Source organism: Mucilaginibacter sp. A5337 (assembly GCF_059690695.1).
Genome location: NZ_JCAWEC010000011.1, coordinates 106,750 through 125,940, shown reverse-complemented (window position 1 = coordinate 125,940; position 19,191 = coordinate 106,750). Strand labels below are relative to the sequence as shown.

Genomic DNA, 19,191 nt, shown 5'->3' with positions numbered 1-19,191 from the left:
TCTCAGGACATTATCAAACCTGTAAATACATAACAGGATTATCTTAAAACCTGTAAACTTTTTTTAGGACGAGACATATCCTTTGCCCCGGAGGGGCAAAACACGACGGCTTACTGTTAAACGACAAGCGATTTTGTGGGTAAACTTAAACTCGCAGAGGACCCTGATGGGACGTTAAAGACAGAAAGTTAAAAAAGCTAACAACTTCTGACTTAGAACTACAGACTTAAGGCATAGTACTTGCGGTTCAAAACTTACCCATGGATAGTTTCACCCTTACCGTAATTTTGAATTACCTGGGCCTCATATTCCAGGAACTGTTTCCAGCGGGCCTCAACATCAATTTCCTCGGCATATTTTTTTGCCAGGCGAATGAACATGGAATAATGAGTGGCTTCACTGATCATCAGTTCGTGGTAAAAAGTAGCCAGCTGGTCGTCATTGATATTTTCAGACAGTACCTTGAAGCGCTCACAGCTCCGCGCCTCTATCATGGCCGAAAACAGTAGCCTGTCAATAAGCTGGGCTTCGCGGCCACCACCAATAATGATAAATTTCCGGAGCTCGTTCACATAATTATCCTTGCGCTCACGGCCAAGAATATAACCACGCTCCAGTATAATATCATGTACGCGTTTAAAATGGTCCATTTCTTCCTGTACCAACAGGGCCATCTCCTGCACCAGCTCGCTCAGGTTGGGGTTTTGAACAATCAAAGTTATAGCATTACTGGCGGCCTTTTGTTCGCAAAAAGCATGGTCGGTCAAAATCTCTTCGATATTGCTCTCTACCACGTTTTTAACCCAAAGCGGATCGGTAGGCAACTGCAGTTTTAAAATGGTTTTCTCGCTCACAATGCAAAGATAGTTGATAGAGGCGAAAGGATAAAGGTTAAAGGCAAAAGGTTGTTTTTGCGATTGTCTTAAATAATAAAGGCCATCTTTATGGACGGCCTTTATGTTTATTTTGTTACTGCTCTATTTTTTTAAGTTTGATATCAAAAATCACTATCGAGTTAGGCGGGATCTGGCTGGTGCCATAAACACCATATGCAAGTCGGGAAGGTGCAATAAGCAGGATTTCTCCGCCTGCGGCAATCATTGGGATCCCTATCTGCCATCCGGTTAACAAAACATTGAGCTTATTGCTGTAATCGGTTTGTCCGTTTATACTTACACCGCTCAGCAACTGTCCCGAATAGTCGATGGTTACTGTTGCATTGGGGCCGGCATGAGTACCAGTTCCTGGCGCGATAACCTGGTAATAAAGCCCTGAAGTATCTTTTGTAGCGCTGATTTCGGGGTGTGCTGCAAGATAAATTTTGATGTTGCCATCCTCGTTCAGGACATTTTGCTGCGGATCGGCCGATTTATCTTTAAAACATGCAGACAGGATCAATAGCGGCGCAAACAATAGCAGCAACAGGGTTTTTCTCATTTTGGGTTTTAGTGATTGGTAAATCAACTAAAACTAAGCAGATCAATCGTAAATACCAAAACCGAATTTTTAGGAATTGAGCCAGCTGCAGTATTGCCGTACCCTTCTCGCGAGGGAATTACCAAAATAATGCGGCCGCCTGTTTTAACATATGGCAGGCCAGATTGCCAACCAGGAATAAGCCCCTGCAGGCTTTGGTTAATAGTACCAGAATCAAATGTGGTTCCATTCAATAGTTTGCCGGTGTATGTTACTTTAACTGTTGAAGTTGCGGTTGGCCTGGCACCGGTTCCCTGGGTTACTATTTTGTAATAAACACCTGAATTATCACTTGTGGCGTGATAGGCGGTATCTGTACCAATGTAAGCTTTAATGGCGGCGTCGTCTGCGGCTGCCTGTTTTGCGGCGTCGAATTTGTCTTTTGAGCATGAGGCGAAGATCACCAATGGGGCGAATACGAATAATAGAAATTTCTTCATTTAATTAACAGTTCTGTTTAATTATTTTGACGGGCAAAAGCTACAGAACGCTACAATAATTGAACTTATTTTAGCAGAATTAGTTAAATTCTGTTAAATCGACGGAGAATACCAGTACCGAGTTTTCGGGGATACGGCCAGGACTATTAGCGCCATAGGCCAGGCGTGAAGGCACAATAAGTAATATAGAACCTCCCTCTTTCACCAGCGGGATACCTATTTGCCAGCCTTTAATCAGGTGGTCAAGCGGGCTCGAATAACCATTGCCTTTGTCAACCACCATATCATTCAATAATGCCGCGGTATAATTTACAGTAACCAGTGAGTTATCTTTCGGATGAGCACCCTTACCTTCAGACAAGATCTGGTAATAAATTCCTGAAGGATCTTTTTGAGCCTTGATCTGTGGATTGGCTTTCAGATAAATACGGATCAAAGAATCGTCCGTACGCGCCTGTTTAGCCTGATTTAATTTCGCAGTGTTATCGCATGACATCATCAGCGTAATGATAACCGCGCTTAGCAATAAAAGGTATTTTTTCATGATGGATATCCAAATAAAAGCCCCCTTTGCGGTAAAGGGGGCTCAGTATATGCCTGGGTTAATTAAACCGTTGTTTTGATTTTCAGCTCGGTCATTTGCGCCTCGGCAATGGTTGATGGTGAATCGATCATCACATCGCGGCCCGAGTTGTTTTTAGGGAATGCGATCACATCGCGGATAGAATCTAATCCTGCGAATATCGACGCCAAACGATCGAAACCAAAAGCGATACCGCCGTGCGGAGGTGCTCCATATTCAAAAGCATCCATCAGGAAGCCGAATTGTTTTTGTGCTTCTTCCGGCGAGAAACCAAGATGCTTGAACATCAGTGATTGCAGGCTACGATCATGGATCCTGATAGAACCACCGCCTATTTCAGTACCATTGATCACCAAATCGTAAGCATTGGCACGTACCGCTCCCGGTTCGGTATCTAACAGGGCGATATCCTCTGGTTTTGGAGAAGTGAACGGATGGTGCATGGCATGGTAACGGCCGCTTTCTTCGTCCCACTCCAATAGTGGGAAGTCAACCACCCACAGTGGTGCAAAAGTATTTTTATCGCGCAGGCCTAAACGGCTACCCATTTCCAAACGTAATTCGTTCAGTTGTTTGCGTACCTTATCGGCACCACCAGCCAGGATCAGCATTAAGTCGCCTTTTTCAGCGCCAAATGCGGCTGCCCAATTGGTTAGCTCGTCCTCGTTGTAAAATTTATCAACCGATGATTTCAGGGTGCCGTCTTCGTTGTAGCGGCAATAGATCATACCGGTTACACCAATTTGAGGGCGTTTTAACCATTCGGTCAGTTCATCAACCTGTTTGCGGGTATAGCTTGCACAGCCTTTGGCATTGATACCAACAACCAGTTCGGCATTATCGAAGATGCTGAAGCCTTTGCCTTTAACAATGTCGTTCAGCTCAACAAACTCCATCCCGAAACGAACATCCGGTTTATCCGATCCGTATAAGCGCATTGCATCCGAATACAGCATGCGTGGAACCTCGCCCAGGTCAATACCTTTTACAGTTTTGAATAGGTGGCGGGTAAGGCCTTCAAATATATTCAGGATGTCTTCCTGGCTCACAAATGAAAGCTCGCAGTCAATTTGGGTAAACTCAGGCTGACGGTCGGCACGCAGATCCTCATCCCTGAAACATTTTACGATCTGGAAATAACGGTCGAAACCGCTCACCATCAACAATTGCTTAAAAGTTTGAGGCGATTGCGGCAGGGCATAAAACTCGCCCGCATTCATGCGGCTTGGTACCACAAAGTCGCGCGCACCTTCCGGAGTCGATTTGATCAATACCGGGGTTTCTACCTCAATAAAGTCGAGCTTATCTAAATATTTACGTACTTCCTGCGCCATTTTGTGGCGAAGTACCAGGTTATTGCGGATAGGATTACGACGAAGATCAAGATAACGGTATTTGGCACGTAACTCCTCACCGCCGTCTGTTTCGTCCTCAATCAGGAACGGGGGCAGTTTGGCAGCGTTAAGCACTTCGATATCAGTAACAGCGATTTCAATTTCGCCGGTAGGGATCTTTGTGTTTTTGCTGGCACGTTCAATTACATTACCGGTAACTTTGATCACAAACTCGCGACCAAGTTCACGGCTTTTTTCGCGCAGCGTAGCATCTGTATCTGTGTTAAATATCAATTGGGTTAAACCATAACGGTCGCGCACGTCGATAAAAGTAGTACCGCCCAAATCGCGCGATTTTTGTACCCAACCGCATAATGTAACGGTTTGGCCTAAATGGCTGATATTTAATTCGCCGCAGGTATGAGTTCTAAGCATAGCAATGTTTTATAAAAGTTTGCTAAAGTAGGGTTTTAGTTGTAAGTCCGAAAGTCCGAAAGTCGGAAAAGTCCGAAAGTTGCCGCATTTTGCCCGCCATGTATACAGATTTACTCGCTTTTGGCCTCCTTACACCGCCCAAAAACACTTTCGGACTTGCTGACTATTGACTTTCGGACTTAGAATCCTATCTTTGCTCCAATACAATTCTCAAGGGGTGCCTTGCTTTGGTTGCAAAACAAACTGCAGGTTGTTTTACCAAACTGAAAGACGGGCTGAGATCATACCCAGGTCATCCCCCAGCCCCCTAAAGGGGGAGTAATAAATCTGAAGCAAAACTTTAGAAACTATTTACTCCCCCTTCAGGGGGCGGGGGGCGGCCACACCTGATCCGGATAATGCCGGCGTAGGGATAAAGGTAAATAAGTTAAGTGTACTGCTGCTTCTCCCTGGCATGCAGATGGTTTAACTCAAGTTTTTGTTTTACACATTTTGAAAAATTTATTTGTGGCCGCAATGGCCCTGCTGCTGCCTGTTATGGCATCAGCCCAGCTTTCCATTTCGGGGAAAGTGACCAACCAATCCGGCGAAGCACTGCCCGGCGCAACTGTTACTATTTTAAACCCGAAGCTAAGCACGGTTACCGATGCTGCCGGTAAGTATAGCTTTAATGATCTTAAAAAAAGCAATTATACCCTTAAGGCCAGTTATATCGGCTATCAGCCGCTGGTAAAAAATACGGTACTCAATATAAACGCAGTCCTCAATTTTTCTTTGGGCGCTGGAACTTTTACTACCGATGAAGTAACCGTAATTGCAACCCGTGCAGGTAAAAACGCGCCAACCGCGTTTACCAACCTCAGCAAAAAAGATCTGGAGAAAAACAATTTTGGGCAGGATCTGCCTTACCTGCTTAATCAAACGCCATCAGTTGTGGTTAGTTCTGATGCGGGTACAGGTATTGGCTATACGGGTATTCGGATCAGGGGTTCAGACGCGTCGCGTATTAACGTAACGGTTAACGGCATCCCATTAAATGATGCTGAAAGCCAGGGGGCATTCTTTGTTGATCTGCCCGATTTTGCTTCTTCTATCAATAACCTGCAAATTCAACGCGGTGTGGGTACTTCAACCAATGGCGCAGGTGCTTTTGGTGGTAGTATTAACGTGCAAACGGCCACCCGCCGTGATACAGCCTATGCCCAGCTTGATAATTCGGCAGGTTCATACGGTTCATTAAAAAATACAGTAAGTGTAGGTACCGGTTTGCTTGGCGGCAGGTTTAGCATTGATGGCCGCCTGTCACGTATCCGATCTGACGGATATATCGCCCGTGCATCTGCCCGTTTAAAATCATTTTTTGTGAGCGGCGCTTATTATGGCGATAACAGCACATTAAGGCTTAATGTGTTCTCGGGCCACGAGCGCACTTACCAGGCCTGGAACGGCGTGGCTGATTATGTGATAGGTGATGATACTCGCCCCGATAACCGCACGTATAATGAGCTGGGCTACATGGGCAACAACGCGTTTTATAAAGACGAGGTTGATGATTACCTGCAAAACCATTACCAGTTACTGTATGACAAAAAGTTTTCAGACAAGTTATCATTCAGCGGTGCCTTGCACTATACTCATGGCGAAGGCTATTACGAGGAGTATAAGAAAGATGACGCAGTAAGCAATTATGGTTTAACGCCGGTTATTTATGGCACCGATACCATTAAAACCACTAACCTGGTACGCCGCCAATGGCTTAATAACGACTTTTATGGTGTTACTTATGCCTTAAAATATCAGCCTACTACCAAACTTAATTTTAATTTGGGCGGCGCATACAATGAATATAAAGGCGCGCATTATGGTAATATCATCTCTGCCGAGGAAAGTATAGGCGTTGGCCCTAATTATCAATACTATCGTGACGATGCCAAAAAGAGGGATTTCAATATTTTTGGCCGGGCCGAATGGCATGTCGACAAATTTTTGCTGTATGCTGATATGCAATACCGTCATATCAACTACTCATTTTATGGTATAGATAAAAACCTCAACAATGCCCAGCAAACTGCGCAGTTAAATTTCTTTAACCCCAAAGCGGGTGTTACTTATCAGTTTAACGAACATAGCAATGTATACGCATCCTTCGCGGTAGGCAACCATGAACCCAATCGTGACGACTACGTTCAGTCGCCTCCGCAAAACCGACCGAAAGCTGAAAACCTGAAAGATTTTGAAGCCGGCTATCGTTTTGGCTCTTCTGTTTTCAGCGGAGAGCTGAATGGCTTTTATATGTTGTATAAAAACCAGTTGGTATTAACCGGTTCGCTGAATGATGTAGGCAGCCCCGTGCGTACCAATGTAAAAGACAGTTACCGCGCTGGCCTGGAGTTTAGCGGAAAAGTGAAAATCACCCCGCAATTAAACTGGGGCGTTACCGCAACCCTAAGCACCAACAAGATCAAAAACTATCAGCAGTTTTTCTCAAACTACGATAATGGAGCCCTTGTTGAGGAAACATTTGCGAAAACAGATATCGCTTATTCACCGTCACTTACAGGTTCAAGCGTGATCAGTTACAGCCCGATAAAAGGAGGCGAAATAGCGTTTATCAGCAAATATGTTGGCAAACAGTACCTGGATAATACCATGAACCGTAATCCCGAAGGCTTTGGTATTGCTCCTGATAACGCTGCAAATCCTTATGCTGCCAACCGCCAACTAAACAGCTTTTTTGTGAACGACGTAAGGTTGAGGTACAGCTTCAGCGTTCGCTCGGTTAAAAACATAACTGTTGGCCTGCAGGTTAACAATATCTTTAGCGAGAAATATGAGAACAACGGCGCTACCTATCCGGATATAGAGGGCGGGCACGTAATTAACTATAACTATTACTTTCCGCAAGCTCCGCGAAACTTTATGGCTTCGCTAAGTTTAGGGTTTTAATTGAGCAAGTATGAATCATTGGATAGAGCTATTCATTGAACAAATAAAGGAAACCACCTGGCCGCAATGGCTTGCTGTTGCGCTGGGTGTTACCGAAGTGCTGCTCGCCCGTATAAATAATATATGGCTATACCCGGCAGGTATCCTGGGTACGGCCATATCCATATACCTGCTGATGGATGTTCACCTGTATGCCGAATCGGTATTGAACGGGTACTATATTGTCATGAGCGTTTATGGCTGGATCTATTGGATAAAAAAACGTAATGAGCCTCCGGTAAAAATCACCTACTCCACCAAAAACGAATGGATTATAAGTTTGGCGATTAGCATTGTTGGGTGGGTGGTATTTTATTTCATGATCAAAAACCTGCCTGCTAAATATTTCACGCCATCTAACGTGCCCGGCTGGGATGCGTTGGTATCATCAACTGCCTGGGCAGGCATGTGGCTGCTGGCCCGCCGTAAAATGGAGAATTGGATTTTTCTGAACATTTCCAACTTTTTTGCCGTGCCGTTGCTGTTTTACAAAAAGCTGCCCATGTTTGCCATGCTCACCATTTTTCTGTTTATTGTAGCGATATGGGGATATTTTGAGTGGAAGAAACAAGTGGAGGCAGAGAGATTAGTGGTTGGAGATTAGCGGTTAGGCTATCTACTTAAAACAGGAATTTACAATGCATCCATCACAAAACTTAAAACCCGAATGGGTTGATATCATCCGTAAAGCAGCCCCGGCAGCTGAGCAGGCGGGTAAGTTACAACCCGATCAGTTGGCGCTTATTTATGAGCAGGGCTGGTTTAAATTTTTAGTACCGCAGGCATATTCTGGCTTACAGTTGGCCTTACCGCAAATGGTTCGGCTGGAGGAAAGCCTGGCCTGGGCCAATGGTAGTCTGGGTTGGGTGGTAACCTTGTGCAGTGGCGCAGGCTGGTTTGGTGGTTTTCTGGATGCCGGTTTGGCAACAGAGATCATGGCCAATCCGCGATTGTGCCTGGCAGGCAGCGGTGCATCAACAGGTTCGGCTACCATCAGCGGTGATGGCTACATTATTAACGGTACCTGGAAATATGCCAGCGGGGCGCATCATGCAACCCACATCACCGCAAATTGCTTCATCAAAAACGGTGATGAAATGGTTGTAAATGATGGTGGCGAGCCGCTGGTTTTACCTTTCGTTTTCGATAAAAAAGATGTGCGCGTTTTTCCGGCCTGGAAATACGTAGGCATGATAGCTACCGGCAGCGATGCCTATGAGGTAAAAGACTTATACGTTGATAAAAACCGTTGCTTTAAGATAGATCCCCAATATACGGTTGTTAATGAACCTTTATATCGTTATCCGTTTCTGCAATTAGCCGAAGCAACGCTGGCCGCCAACCTGTCGGGCCTGGCAGTTCATTTCCTTGATCTGTGTGGGCCTGCCTTTGATGAAAGGATGAAAAATCCCCGGTTAACCGAGCCTCAAAAAAAATATATCCAACAACTATTGGTCGAACAAACTATACTGGTAAATGAAATCCGCACCGCTTTTTACAAGGCTTTAGATTATTCATGGGATAACTTTGAATCGGCTGATAATAACGGCTTGAATGAAGTTAGTATCATGAGTCGTAAACTGGCCAAAGCATCAAGAGACAGCGTAGATAAACTTTATACGTATTGTGGATTATCGGCAGCAAACCCTGATACGGAAATCAACCAGGTATGGCGGGATCTGCATACTGCGGGGCAACATTCGTTGCTTACGTTTGAGCGGTAAAGGCGTGTTTACTTAGAGATATTTACTCAACTCATTCTTTAAAATAGCTACCAGTTCGGGATCATTGAATTGGTAGATGTCTTCAATATCAAGCACAATCAGTTGTTTGCCATCTATGCTGAAACGCCGCCTCAGTAGTTCCTTATGCTTCTGCTCCATCACGAAGATTACATCAGCCCGGTCGATCATTTTTTGATTTACCCTTATCCGTGCTTTATCACTGGTACCCGCCGATGAAGCTTTGTGCAAAGGATGGTTCCTGAATAAAGCCTCGGCTGTCGGGCTGCGCCACTGGTTTTTACTGCAAATGAAAAGGAGGTTGGGCATGGATTCTCGGTTATTTAAAGAATATGTCATCAATGTCCCATCAGGGTCTCTCGCAGAGGACCCTGATGTATACGCCATGCAGATTCGCTGTTCAAATTTGCTTGACAGATATTTAAAACGCGCGATGAACCTCAGGGTCCTCTGCGAGAGACCCTGAGGGAACATAAAGGGTGATTCCTGAATAAAGCCTCGGCCGTAGGGCTGTGCCACTGATTTTTACTGCAAATGAAAAGGAGGTTGAGCATTGGGGATTAAATAAAAATGTCATTGCGAGGAGGAACGACGAAGCAATCGCACGGAAGCATAGTCGCCCTGTATAGCATGCGATTGCCACGTCGCACCCCGGGCTCATCCTGTTTCGCTCCTCGCAATGACATGAATTATTAAAAGGCAATTAAAATGCCCACATCGTTTAAAAGCTTTTAGTTTTTAGCCTTCGGCTTTCAGCTCACTTTCACCATCCTTTTCACCGTTTCAGTCACATGCGCCAGGTGATGGTTACTATGCCAGGCATAAGTAGCAAGGCCTTTTTTTAGCGATATGGTTTCGCCCGACGCCGGGTGTACAAACGTGCGCGCCCATTCATTTTCGGTAAAGCTTTCAAACAGGGCCACAAAGTGCTGGTGGATGCCTTCCAGCATTTTTAATGACGGCTCAACCGGCAGGCGATAATCTGGCAGCAGTGCCCAATCAGCCTCCTCATATGGCTTTATGGTTGGGTTATTTTCGGTAAGGGCAAGCTTAAAGCGGGTGATGGAATTCATATGGCTATCGGCCAAATGATGGATCACCTGGCGCAGTGTCCAGCCGCCGGGGCGGTATGGGGTATCCAGCTCCTGGTAATTAAGGCCGGCAATCGCATGACGCAGCTTCCCCGGCAGGGTAGCAATATCTTCTATCCAGCCGCGCATATCTTCGGTGGTGTACGAAGCCGGGGGGGCAAACTTCCCGATAGGGTATTTCATTTGTTCGTCTGTCATCATAATTGTTAAAAAAATTTAAATTAGGTATTATTTTATACTACCACAAGCTTTTGACCTATTTTAGCGTTCTGTAGATTGTTAATTTAACTGATGATAAAAAAGTTACTGGCCGTACTTTTTGTTTTTAACTGTACGCTCTCCTTCGCACAAACCATTAAAACCGACATATTAGTAATAGGCGGAGGCGCAAGCGGAACGGCGGCAGCCATACAGGGTGCGCGAAGTAAACTAAAAACCATGCTGGTTGAGCAAGGCCCCTGGCTTGGCGGCAGTATGACATCGGGCGGAATGTGCGTTATTGACGGCAACCGCAATTTACCAACAGGTATCTGGGGCGAATTCAGGCGCAGGGTTAGGGATTTTTACAGCAAAACACCGGGTTATGATACTGCTTACAATGCTACATTAAGGTTTGAACCCTATACCGGCGCAGCCATCCTTAAAAAAATAACAGATACGGTTAAAAATCTCACCGTAAAATTAAACAGCCCATTTACAGGTATTAAAAAAGATGGTACCGGCTGGGACGTAAGCATTTCCATCGACGGAAAAACCACGACCGTAAAAGCAAAAGTTGTAATTGACGCCACCGAAACCGGCGATGTAGCTGCCAAAGCAGGCGAAACCTACATTTATGGCTTTGAGAGTAAAAAACAAACTGCCGAGGCCCTGGCGCCTGATAGTGAATCGGCACAGCTACAGGACCTTACCTGGATTGCCATTTTGAAGGATTTTGGCACTTCGGCCGATAAAACTATTCCCCGACCCGAGGGATATGATGCTGCGGTGTACGCCTGCCTTAAAGGGAAGAATATTAAAAAAATGCTTGATGATGGCAGGTTACCCAATGATAAATACATGATCAAATGGGCCGAATGCGGGAACCAGTTCCCCGTTACCGCAGATAATTTAAAACCCGAAAACCGGGAGGCTTTTTATGCCAAAGCGCGCCTGCATACTTTGGGTTTGATATACTATTTACAAACCGAACTGGGCTACAAAAACCTGGGTTTGGACGATGGTTTTACCACGCCCGATCATTTGCCATATATCCCCTATCTGCGCGAGGCCGGTCGCGCGACGAAAGGATTAGTAAGGATGATGCTGGATGATGTGTATAAACCATACGACCGCGAATCGAAACTTTACCGTACAGCGATTGCCGTTGGCGATGCCTCTCCGGGACAGCACTATACCGATGCCGGGGCTCCGAAAGTCAATTACCCGCCTTTCCCTGCTTATGGAGTGCCGCTGGGTGCCATTGTGCTTAAAGACCTGGATAATTTACTGGTAACGGAAAAAGCCATGTCGGTAACGCACCTGGTAAATGCCAGTACCATGTATCCTTCCGTACAAATGGCTATTGGGCAGGGTGCCGGTGCAACAGCAGCTTTCTGCGCATTTTTTAAAACGACTGCACAAAACTTAAATGTGCGGATCATTCAGGGTGAACTGCTCGATTTTAAAGCCTGGATCATGCCTTTTACAGACGTTAAACCAACCGACCCATACTTCAGGGCGATCCAGCAAATAGGTGCTTCCGGATTATTAAAAGGAGTGCATAAAACAGAGGGCAATGCCACGCGTTTGCTGTTTCAGCCTGATTCATTAGTAGCGACGTCCGAAATAAAACCGACCCTGGAAGAAATTTATACCCGCGGTTTTTTGTGGTTCAATAAAGAAAAACCGGGCCCGGTATTCACCATAGGCAATCTATTGTCATTTATCAGCGAAACCACTTTAACTGATCCGCACACATTGGAAATCGCTATGCAGAAGGCCTGGAAGGAGCAATATAAGTTTGCATCTCCTTTTGATCTGAAACGCCCAGTAACCCGCCGGGAATTTGCCATCTTGGCCAACAGGTTTTTTAATCCTTTTGCCCGCTCGGTGGATATTGCGGGGCGGATGGTGAATTAGTGTTAGAAATGTCATTGCGAGCGCAGCGTGGCAATCGCATGGAAGCAAATCCGCCCTGTATACTCTCTTGCGCTCATCTGCGATGAGTGCTTAACATGGGCTTACGTTACAAACGCCAAACCTCATTAAGCACTCGTTAAAAACGAGCGCAAGTCGAACATAAATTTAAGAGCCGTGGGAACACGGCCCGGGGAAATGACTTACAACTCCAATTCCAACTGATCCCCCGGCCCAAGCTCTTTGTCATCCCGTTGCTTAATTGTTATCTCCCCAAAATTTGAAAGTGAAATACCGAGCAAACGCACTCTCACGTCATCAACTCCTGTAACCGCCATGAGTTGTTTGGCCGTATTGCTGATGGTCTCCAGGTCGTTTATCGGGGTTGGGAATGATTGGTTGCGGGTGATCTGCTTAAAATCGTGGTATTTTACTTTGAGCGTGATGGTGCGGCCTTTCAATTCATATTTAAGCAGCCGATTGTGTACGGTGACAGCTATCTTATCAAGCTCGGCTTCCATCTCTTCCAGCGTAGTCAAATCGTAAGCAAAAGTATCTTCAGCGCCCAGGGATTTGGTTTCGCGATGGGGTTGCACTTCGCGGTTATCAATGCCGCGCACTATCTGGTAGTAAAACCTCCCCACTTTACCGAAGTGACGGGTAAGTTCACTCTCTTCAAGCTTTTTCAAATCAGCCCCGGTATGCAGACCCATTTGCTTCATTTTTTGAGCGGTCACCTTGCCCACGCCAAAAAACTTTTCGACAGGCAGCTGCTCCATAAAATTCTCGATGCTTGACGGACCAATAAATTTAAGACCATCGGGCTTGTTGATATCGGATGCTATTTTGGCTACAAATTTATTGATAGATACTCCCGCTGATGCGGTAAGCTGCAATTCGTCCTTAATGGCCTGTTTTATGAGCTTGGCAATATCAATGGCCGAGCCAATACCTTTCTTGTCGTTAGTTACATCAAGGTAAGCTTCATCTAAGGAAAGCGGTTCGATCAAATCCGTATATCGGCTAAAAATTTCCCGGATATGCTGCGATACTTCGCGGTAAACATTAAACCTGGGCCGTACAAACAAAGCATGCGGACACAGCTGCAAGGCCTTTTTCGATGACATTGCCGACCGGACCCCAAACTTCCGGGCCTCATAACTGGCGGTAGCTACCACCCCTCCACGCCCTTCAGGCAAACCACCAACAACCAATGGTTTGCCCCGATATTCGGGAAAATCCCGCTGCTCAACCGACGCATAAAATGCATCCATATCAATATGGATAATTTTACGGTGGATAATGGGTGATTGCTCAGTCATGCCGGTGAACGCAAATATAGGCGGGTTGCAGGGTTGCTGCAAAGTGTTGATAGCAGGTTAAGCGTTTGCGCCTATATTCCGATTCTTCTTAACTCGCTCGTTTTTAACGAGTGCATAACTGGGTTTGCGTTTATAACGCACAGGCGATACAATCGCCCAACCATATTAAGCGCTCGTTGCAAACGAGCGCAAGATTAGGTTAGCAGGTTTAAGTTGAGGCTTGTGCAGGTAAGCGTCCACGCTTACTATAATGATAATGATTTGTAAAGTAAGCGTGGACGCTTACCTGCCCTATTATTCAAGCGAAGGACGCTTGAATATGCAAAGGAGAAACTAACTCTCCGTATCCTCCGGCAAAAATTTAAGCTTTTGCTGAAAGTACAGATCCCAGCTATGTTGTTGTTTACGATCAGTCATGTGGGCTGTATCCTCATCATAATCAGTATTAAGCTGTTTGTATTTGGCATCTATGCGGTTGAAGATGGCCATAGCCTCGTAGTTATAATTATTGCTGAAACGGGTGCGGCTTACTATGTGTAACAATTCCTGCTGCTCTAAAAAGGCGATAGTGTAGTGACCCTGTTCATGCTTTAATATCTCGGTCATTTGCTGTGGGGTACTAACCCGACTTCTGTCTAACCAAGACTTGCTGTTGTTGAGGATAAGCCTGATGTTGAAATTAAGCCGGTATCCTCCGCCCTCACGCCGGGCCTGGTAGCGGTAATCGATGGTGCAATTGGTATAAGCTACAACGCCGCCGGCATTGGCCCGCGGCGTTCCCCAAAAATCATTGGCGGTAAGCTGATGAAATGATTGCGCCGAAGCCGGCGTGATCACCCCTAAAAAACACATGGCCGCAAGGCCTATCCCTTTCACTATATTTCTTTTCATTTAAAAAAATGGCGGTTTTAAACTTTTACTTTTTGACGTTGTCGGTATGTAAAAGGTTTAAGGCCATCATTTCTTTTAACGTATGTTGCATCTGATCGGTTGAGCCATCAAGGAAAATAACATTCCCTTTCGAGTTTTCGGAGAAGTGTTTGATGGATTCTGTCCACATGGTGAACAATATCACCGAGGTATCCATATTGGCCTCGGCCATTTCTTTAGCGGCCACGGTCATACCGCGGGCAACTTCCTCGCGGAACAGCGCTATACCCTGTCCGCGTAATTGTGCCGCCTCCCGCTCGGCCTGTGCCGAAATTTTAATGGCGTTACCTTCTGCTTCGGCAGCCTTAGTTTTGGTGATGAGCAGGGCCTGGCCTTCGTTTTCGGCGGCAGCCTTTAAGTTATTGGATGCTACTACCTGGCTCATTGATTTCATGATCACATCATCAAACGTGATATCGTTCAATTGCAGATCCTGAAGATGGTAGCCCCAGCCTTCCAGTATCACATCCAGTTGCTCTTTTACGTGTTCAACAATATCACGGCGTAATATCAGTACCTCGCTTTGGCGTTTGGTTGCTACAAAAGCGCGGATCGAGCCTTCAACGGTGCGAATAAGGGCCTGCATCAGGTTGCGTTCATCAACAAATTTAAAAGCTACGTTCTTGATAGTTTCCTCCTGTTGATCCAGTACCGAGTACAGTAGCATAGCTTTGAAGTAAACATTGGCCTGATCGTAAGTTACTGCCTGGAACTCCAGCTCCACAGAGCGGTTTTGGATGGAGATCTTGGAATAGATGTTTTCGATAAAAGGGATCTTGAAGTTTAATCCCGGTGTAAGGATACGGCGGTATTTGCCAAACACGGTTATTACGACTATTGTGCCCTGTTTTACAGACACAAACGAAGTAAAAATGGTAATGAGGATAACAACGAAAATGATGATTGTTATCAATGATCCAAATGATTCGGGCATGGTTTGGTTTATTATGTTTAAAATAAAAGTAGCATTAATTATTGGTGTGTTATTTGTTTTTTAAAAAATGCTCATAAAAAACATCACACCCGTCATGAACTTAAAACGAACATTCGGAACCATACTGAGCGTGCTTGGTATGGTCGGTCTCATTTACACCGGTATAGCTATCATTAACCATAGTGCACAAGTAACTACCATGGTAGTAATAGGGATCATTTCACTCATCTTCTTTTCAACAGGGATAAGCCTGGTGCGGAATACTAAAGATGAAGCGGCTTAAATAGGTTAGCGTGCTTTGCAAATCGCATAGCTTACTCACCCGGTCTGCGCTACGCTGGACCACCCTCTCTTCGCCTTTGGCGGAAAGAGGGTAAAGATAAAAATCCCCTCTTTATGCCTGCGTAGAGAGGGGTGACGAGCGCAGCGATGTTGGGGTGAGTCGATACGGCGCTCAATTCCTGCCCTACTTTACTATTTACAGGCTCTCGCTCCGAATAACAGGATTAAGGCTGATCTCACCTGTATCGGATATCAGTAACCCGGCATTGGGGAAATCGGCTTCCGTAAGTTGCCTGATCCGGATGGCGGCCCTGTTAAGCGTATCAAGCTCCAAGCCCTTATCATGCGCCTGCCTTAGTGATATAATGCGTCCATTCAAAAACTCTCCCTTTTTGTTCAGTTTTACTTTTAGCAAGGGGGCCAGGCCGCAAACGCCAGCCACGCTCACAGATTTATAAGTACAAAAATTACCGAGACTATAAGCGATCAACCTGTTCTTATAAACTTCCATAGCCCTGCTTACGTGCGGGCCGTTCCCCAATATGATATCGGCACCTGCATCAATGGCATTATGTGCAAAGGCATTCACATCACCGCGCTTTTCGCTGATGAATGATTCCATAGCAAAGGGCACATGTTCATAAGCTACCCCCTCGCCGCCGCCGTGAAATGACACAATAAGGATGTCGCAGCGTTGTTTCAATTCGCTGATAATACGGGAGGCGTTTTTAAGATCAAGGATTGGTAAGGTGTTGGCATTGGGGGCAAAGGCGCAAAAGCCGTATTTAATGCCATTGCGTTCAAATACTGTGGAGGGGTGGCTAAGCAAGCCGCCATAATTAATACCTATGCTATCCAATACATGTGTAGTGCTCATGCGGCCGGTATCGCCAAAGTCGCCAATATGGTTATTGGCCAGGCTTAATAAATTAAAACCTGCATCTTTAAAAACACCGGCATAGGCAGTAGGCATTCTGAATAAATAAGCTTTGCTTCGTTGATGCAGTTTATAGTGGGCGGGATTTCCGCCATCAAGTAAGCTCCCTTCAAGGTTCCCAAAAGTTACATCGGCATTTCTCAATTCGCCGGCAATAACAGCAAAACTGTTTTTGGCGCTATCGGGAGGTAGGGTGTAATTATTGGGGTAGGATGTTCCTAGCATCATATCGCCAACGGCGGCTATGGATATGGATGAATCACGCTGAACAGCGGCGGTAGCTGTTGTTGCGGTATCGGGTTTAGGTTTAGGAGCAGGGGCCAGTATTTGTTTTTTATTTGGCGGATGGTTACACGCCTGTAAAAACAGCGCCAGGCCGGCTGCTGTAAGCAATAAAAATCTCATTATAAAAAAAATCCCCTCATTGAGGATGAGAGGACTAAATTAGTTTATTTATTTCAAAATCGTTTAGTTCTTGCTTTCGTCTACGTCGTCGCCCATATCGTTGTTACCCGTGGATGCCGAACCTTTAAATTCATCTTTAAATGAAGCTAACAACCTGCCTCCTTTATAAAAGAAACGGCTGTAGTAAGCATCGTCAAGGCTGCTGATAGCTACACCTCTTGATGAGGCGTGAGCAAATTTATTATTGCCTAAGTAAATACCAACGTGCGAAATGCTGCGGCTGTGGATCTTAAAGAAAACCAAGTCGCCTTCTTTCAACTCATCTTTAGCAACAGGGTTAACCATGCTGAAAATATCACGTGAGTTACGTTTGATATCAAGGTTAAAAACTTCGCTGTATAATTCTTTTGTAAAGGCCGAACAGTCGATACCTCTTCTTGAGCTTCCGCCAAAGTGGTAAGGGGTACCAATCCAATCATATACAAAGTGAAAGAGTTTCATGTTTGAGGTAGCAGATAAAGCAACTCCCATAATTTGGGAAAAGTATGCTTTACCTAAACTTTCCTGGTCGTCTTTGTTGTCATCACTGGTGCTCGGGGCACTTTTTGTTTGAGCTTGTGAAGCTACGACGCTGAAAAGTAAGGCAATAGCCAGGGCAAATTTCTTCATTTAATCAGTTTGTTTGTTGAGTTAGGGCAACAAATTGTTTATTAAATCAGACACTATGTCTATCGTGCTCTACAAAACTATTTATATTTTTTAAAATTGCAAATAAATGCTCCTTATTTTTCAAAAAATATAAAAAAGCGCTTTTTATTGCACATCCTTTTAATAAACAGGCTCTTGTACGATAACCAATGTAATTTGGTTGTAATTATTTAAGCGCTTTTTGGGGCATTTAGATAAAAACACATTATCTAAAACTTCGTAAAACGATAATTTATTGCCCATAGGTGTGTTTTTTTAAGTTTTATTTTAGCCGGATTAGCTGTGCCAAACCTGTAAAACCCTGGTTTAGCGGTGACAGACACGCTTTAAGGCCACCAAATAAAATTTTGCAACAATTTGCTTGAGGTTTCGATATTTTGCAGGATATAATTAGATTTGCGCTTTACTCCAAAAAGGTTGTTTAATACATGAGTTCAATCGAAATAAACAAGGACACCTACCTGATGTGGTACGAACAGATGCTATTGATGCGCAGGTTCGAAGAAAAAACAGGACAGTTATACGGACAACAAAAAATCAGGGGCTTTTGCCATCTGTATATTGGGCAGGAGGCTGTTTTAGCCGGAGCTATGTCTGTAATTAAACCTGAAGACAGTTTGATCACCGCATATCGCGACCATGCTCACGCGCTTGCTAAAGGTGTAACTCCAAAAGCCATTATGGCCGAGATGTATGGTAAAGCTACCGGATGCTCAAAAGGCAAAGGTGGTTCTATGCACATGTTTGATAAGGAAAAGAATTTTTATGGTGGCCACGGTATTGTGGGCGGTCAGGTGCCACTGGGTGCCGGTATCGCTTTTGCCGAGAAATATAAAGGTACTGAGTTTGTAAACATTGCTTACATGGGCGATGGCGCCGTACGCCAGGGTGCGCTTACTGAAACCTTTAATATGGCTGCGCTTTGGAAGTTACCTGTAATTTTTGTTTGCGAAAACAATGGTTACGCTATGGGTACTTCTGTTGAGCGTACTACCGCACAAACTGATATTTATAAATTAGGTTTGCCTTATGGTATCCCTTCGTCACCGGTTGATGGCATGGATCCAGCTGCGGTTCACGTAGCAATGGACGAAGCTGTTCAGCGTGCACGTGCAGGTGAAGGCCCAACCTTCCTTGAAATGCGTACTTACCGTTTCAAAGGTCACTCTATGTCCGATCCGCAAAAGTATCGTACTAAAGAGGAGTTGGAAAGCTACAAAGCAAAAGACCCTATTGAAGCCGTTAAACAAACTATCCTTGCCGAAAAATATGCTGATGAAGCATGGTTTGATGAAATGGATGTTAAGATCAAAGCTATTGTTGATGAAGCAGTACAATTTGCTGAAGAGTCACCATGGCCTGATGCTTCCGAATTGTATACCGATGTATATGTTCAGGAAGATTATCCTTACATCAGGGACTAAGTTTTAAGTCGGGAGTGTTAAGCCCAAAGTTAATAATCAAAAACT

The 19,191-nt window shown here is 45.0% G+C and carries 18 protein-coding genes; 6 read left to right on the top strand and 12 right to left on the bottom strand.

Annotated elements, in window-relative coordinates; translation table 11 throughout:
- Nucleotides 1–254 precede the first annotated feature (254 nt).
- From AC59JO_RS27375 to aspS, 5 genes are all read right to left on the bottom strand, one after another.
- On the bottom strand, nucleotides 255–854 hold the full coding sequence (locus tag AC59JO_RS27375; RefSeq protein ID WP_208864663.1) for a MiaE family protein: 600 nt from the start codon (nucleotides 852–854) through the stop codon (nucleotides 255–257).
- Between the two features lie 115 nt (nucleotides 855–969).
- Complete coding sequence (locus tag AC59JO_RS27370; protein WP_413670280.1) at nucleotides 970–1,437, bottom strand: FKBP-type peptidyl-prolyl cis-trans isomerase; 468 nt, start codon at nucleotides 1,435–1,437, stop codon at nucleotides 970–972.
- A 23-nt stretch (nucleotides 1,438–1,460) separates the two neighbouring features.
- Complete coding sequence (locus AC59JO_RS27365) at nucleotides 1,461–1,916, bottom strand: FKBP-type peptidyl-prolyl cis-trans isomerase (protein WP_497309458.1); 456 nt, start codon at nucleotides 1,914–1,916, stop codon at nucleotides 1,461–1,463.
- 79 nt (nucleotides 1,917–1,995) lie between these two features.
- Entirely contained in the window at nucleotides 1,996–2,460 is a 465-nt protein-coding gene (locus AC59JO_RS27360) for an FKBP-type peptidyl-prolyl cis-trans isomerase (RefSeq protein WP_413670278.1), read from the bottom strand.
- A 62-nt stretch (nucleotides 2,461–2,522) separates the two neighbouring features.
- Complete coding sequence (aspS, locus tag AC59JO_RS27355) at nucleotides 2,523–4,268, bottom strand: aspartate--tRNA ligase (RefSeq protein WP_497309456.1); 1,746 nt, start codon at nucleotides 4,266–4,268, stop codon at nucleotides 2,523–2,525.
- A 492-nt stretch (nucleotides 4,269–4,760) separates the two neighbouring features.
- On the opposite strand from aspS, the gene AC59JO_RS27350 reads away from it, so the two are divergent.
- The 3 genes from AC59JO_RS27350 to AC59JO_RS27340 are packed head-to-tail and all read left to right on the top strand — an operon-like array spanning nucleotide 4,761 to nucleotide 8,977.
- On the top strand, nucleotides 4,761–7,214 hold the full coding sequence (locus AC59JO_RS27350; RefSeq protein WP_497309454.1) for a TonB-dependent receptor: 2,454 nt from the start codon (nucleotides 4,761–4,763) through the stop codon (nucleotides 7,212–7,214).
- 10 nt (nucleotides 7,215–7,224) lie between these two features.
- Nucleotides 7,225–7,857, top strand: a complete 633-nt coding sequence (pnuC, locus tag AC59JO_RS27345) for a nicotinamide riboside transporter PnuC (protein ID WP_413670275.1) — start codon at nucleotides 7,225–7,227, stop codon at nucleotides 7,855–7,857.
- Between the two features lie 34 nt (nucleotides 7,858–7,891).
- Nucleotides 7,892–8,977, top strand: coding sequence for an acyl-CoA dehydrogenase family protein (locus AC59JO_RS27340; RefSeq protein WP_497309451.1), 1,086 nt, complete (start codon nucleotides 7,892–7,894; stop codon nucleotides 8,975–8,977).
- Nucleotides 8,978–8,989: 12 nt separating this feature from the next.
- Here AC59JO_RS27340 and AC59JO_RS27335 read toward each other — a convergent pair whose 3' ends face one another.
- Together AC59JO_RS27335 and AC59JO_RS27330 are read right to left on the bottom strand one after the other, a co-directional pair.
- The gene (locus AC59JO_RS27335; RefSeq protein WP_497309449.1) at nucleotides 8,990–9,304 is read right to left on the bottom strand and encodes a low molecular weight protein tyrosine phosphatase family protein; all 315 of its coding nucleotides are present in this window, start codon (nucleotides 9,302–9,304) and stop codon (nucleotides 8,990–8,992) included.
- 443 nt (nucleotides 9,305–9,747) lie between these two features.
- Nucleotides 9,748–10,284, bottom strand: a complete 537-nt coding sequence (locus AC59JO_RS27330; protein ID WP_497309447.1) for a YfiT family bacillithiol transferase — start codon at nucleotides 10,282–10,284, stop codon at nucleotides 9,748–9,750.
- Nucleotides 10,285–10,377: 93 nt separating this feature from the next.
- On the opposite strand from AC59JO_RS27330, the gene AC59JO_RS27325 reads away from it, so the two are divergent.
- Nucleotides 10,378–12,207, top strand: coding sequence for an FAD-dependent oxidoreductase (locus AC59JO_RS27325; RefSeq protein ID WP_497309445.1), 1,830 nt, complete (start codon nucleotides 10,378–10,380; stop codon nucleotides 12,205–12,207).
- 200 nt (nucleotides 12,208–12,407) lie between these two features.
- Here AC59JO_RS27325 and dinB read toward each other — a convergent pair whose 3' ends face one another.
- From dinB to AC59JO_RS27310, 3 genes are all read right to left on the bottom strand, one after another.
- Complete coding sequence (dinB, locus tag AC59JO_RS27320) at nucleotides 12,408–13,526, bottom strand: DNA polymerase IV (RefSeq protein ID WP_413670270.1); 1,119 nt, start codon at nucleotides 13,524–13,526, stop codon at nucleotides 12,408–12,410.
- 333 nt (nucleotides 13,527–13,859) lie between these two features.
- On the bottom strand, nucleotides 13,860–14,417 hold the full coding sequence (locus tag AC59JO_RS27315; protein ID WP_497309443.1) for a DUF922 domain-containing protein: 558 nt from the start codon (nucleotides 14,415–14,417) through the stop codon (nucleotides 13,860–13,862).
- 25 nt (nucleotides 14,418–14,442) lie between these two features.
- Nucleotides 14,443–15,390, bottom strand: a complete 948-nt coding sequence (locus AC59JO_RS27310; RefSeq protein ID WP_090534803.1) for an SPFH domain-containing protein — start codon at nucleotides 15,388–15,390, stop codon at nucleotides 14,443–14,445.
- Between the two features lie 94 nt (nucleotides 15,391–15,484).
- On the opposite strand from AC59JO_RS27310, the gene AC59JO_RS27305 reads away from it, so the two are divergent.
- Nucleotides 15,485–15,673, top strand: a complete 189-nt coding sequence (locus AC59JO_RS27305) for a hypothetical protein (RefSeq protein WP_413670267.1) — start codon at nucleotides 15,485–15,487, stop codon at nucleotides 15,671–15,673.
- Nucleotides 15,674–15,868: 195 nt separating this feature from the next.
- Here the strand turns inward: AC59JO_RS27305 and AC59JO_RS27300 are convergent, their stop codons facing one another.
- Together AC59JO_RS27300 and AC59JO_RS27295 are read right to left on the bottom strand one after the other, a co-directional pair.
- Complete coding sequence (locus AC59JO_RS27300; RefSeq protein WP_497309440.1) at nucleotides 15,869–17,014, bottom strand: CapA family protein; 1,146 nt, start codon at nucleotides 17,012–17,014, stop codon at nucleotides 15,869–15,871.
- Nucleotides 17,015–17,077: 63 nt separating this feature from the next.
- A complete protein-coding gene (locus AC59JO_RS27295; protein ID WP_091209810.1) occupies nucleotides 17,078–17,683 on the bottom strand; it encodes a C40 family peptidase in 606 nt (201 codons plus the stop codon).
- Between the two features lie 467 nt (nucleotides 17,684–18,150).
- On the opposite strand from AC59JO_RS27295, the gene pdhA reads away from it, so the two are divergent.
- Nucleotides 18,151–19,146: a pyruvate dehydrogenase (acetyl-transferring) E1 component subunit alpha gene (gene pdhA, locus AC59JO_RS27290; protein WP_413670265.1), complete on the top strand. Its 996-nt coding sequence runs from the start codon at nucleotides 18,151–18,153 to the stop codon at nucleotides 19,144–19,146.
- Nucleotides 19,147–19,191: the final 45 nt, after the last annotated feature.

What these genes read in the sequence shown, in the direction of transcription:
- AC59JO_RS27310 (WP_090534803.1), bottom strand. Translation starts at nt 15,390, where the DNA reads ATGCCCGAATCATTTGGATCATTGATAACAATCATCATTTTCGTTGTT.
- pnuC (WP_413670275.1), top strand. Translation starts at nt 7,225, where the DNA reads ATGAATCATTGGATAGAGCTATTCATTGAACAAATAAAGGAAACCACC.
- AC59JO_RS27325 (WP_497309445.1), top strand. Translation starts at nt 10,378, where the DNA reads ATGATAAAAAAGTTACTGGCCGTACTTTTTGTTTTTAACTGTACGCTC.
- AC59JO_RS27335 (WP_497309449.1), bottom strand. Translation starts at nt 9,304, where the DNA reads ATGCCCAACCTCCTTTTCATTTGCAGTAAAAACCAGTGGCGCAGCCCG.
- AC59JO_RS27315 (WP_497309443.1), bottom strand. Translation starts at nt 14,417, where the DNA reads ATGAAAAGAAATATAGTGAAAGGGATAGGCCTTGCGGCCATGTGTTTT.
- AC59JO_RS27300 (WP_497309440.1), bottom strand. Translation starts at nt 17,014, where the DNA reads ATGAGATTTTTATTGCTTACAGCAGCCGGCCTGGCGCTGTTTTTACAG.
- pdhA (WP_413670265.1), top strand. Translation starts at nt 18,151, where the DNA reads ATGAGTTCAATCGAAATAAACAAGGACACCTACCTGATGTGGTACGAA.
- AC59JO_RS27360 (WP_413670278.1), bottom strand. Translation starts at nt 2,460, where the DNA reads ATGAAAAAATACCTTTTATTGCTAAGCGCGGTTATCATTACGCTGATG.
- AC59JO_RS27330 (WP_497309447.1), bottom strand. Translation starts at nt 10,284, where the DNA reads ATGACAGACGAACAAATGAAATACCCTATCGGGAAGTTTGCCCCCCCG.
- aspS (WP_497309456.1), bottom strand. Translation starts at nt 4,268, where the DNA reads ATGCTTAGAACTCATACCTGCGGCGAATTAAATATCAGCCATTTAGGC.
- dinB (WP_413670270.1), bottom strand. Translation starts at nt 13,526, where the DNA reads ATGACTGAGCAATCACCCATTATCCACCGTAAAATTATCCATATTGAT.
- AC59JO_RS27295 (WP_091209810.1), bottom strand. Translation starts at nt 17,683, where the DNA reads ATGAAGAAATTTGCCCTGGCTATTGCCTTACTTTTCAGCGTCGTAGCT.
- AC59JO_RS27365 (WP_497309458.1), bottom strand. Translation starts at nt 1,916, where the DNA reads ATGAAGAAATTTCTATTATTCGTATTCGCCCCATTGGTGATCTTCGCC.
- AC59JO_RS27305 (WP_413670267.1), top strand. Translation starts at nt 15,485, where the DNA reads ATGAACTTAAAACGAACATTCGGAACCATACTGAGCGTGCTTGGTATG.
- AC59JO_RS27340 (WP_497309451.1), top strand. Translation starts at nt 7,892, where the DNA reads ATGCATCCATCACAAAACTTAAAACCCGAATGGGTTGATATCATCCGT.
- AC59JO_RS27370 (WP_413670280.1), bottom strand. Translation starts at nt 1,437, where the DNA reads ATGAGAAAAACCCTGTTGCTGCTATTGTTTGCGCCGCTATTGATCCTG.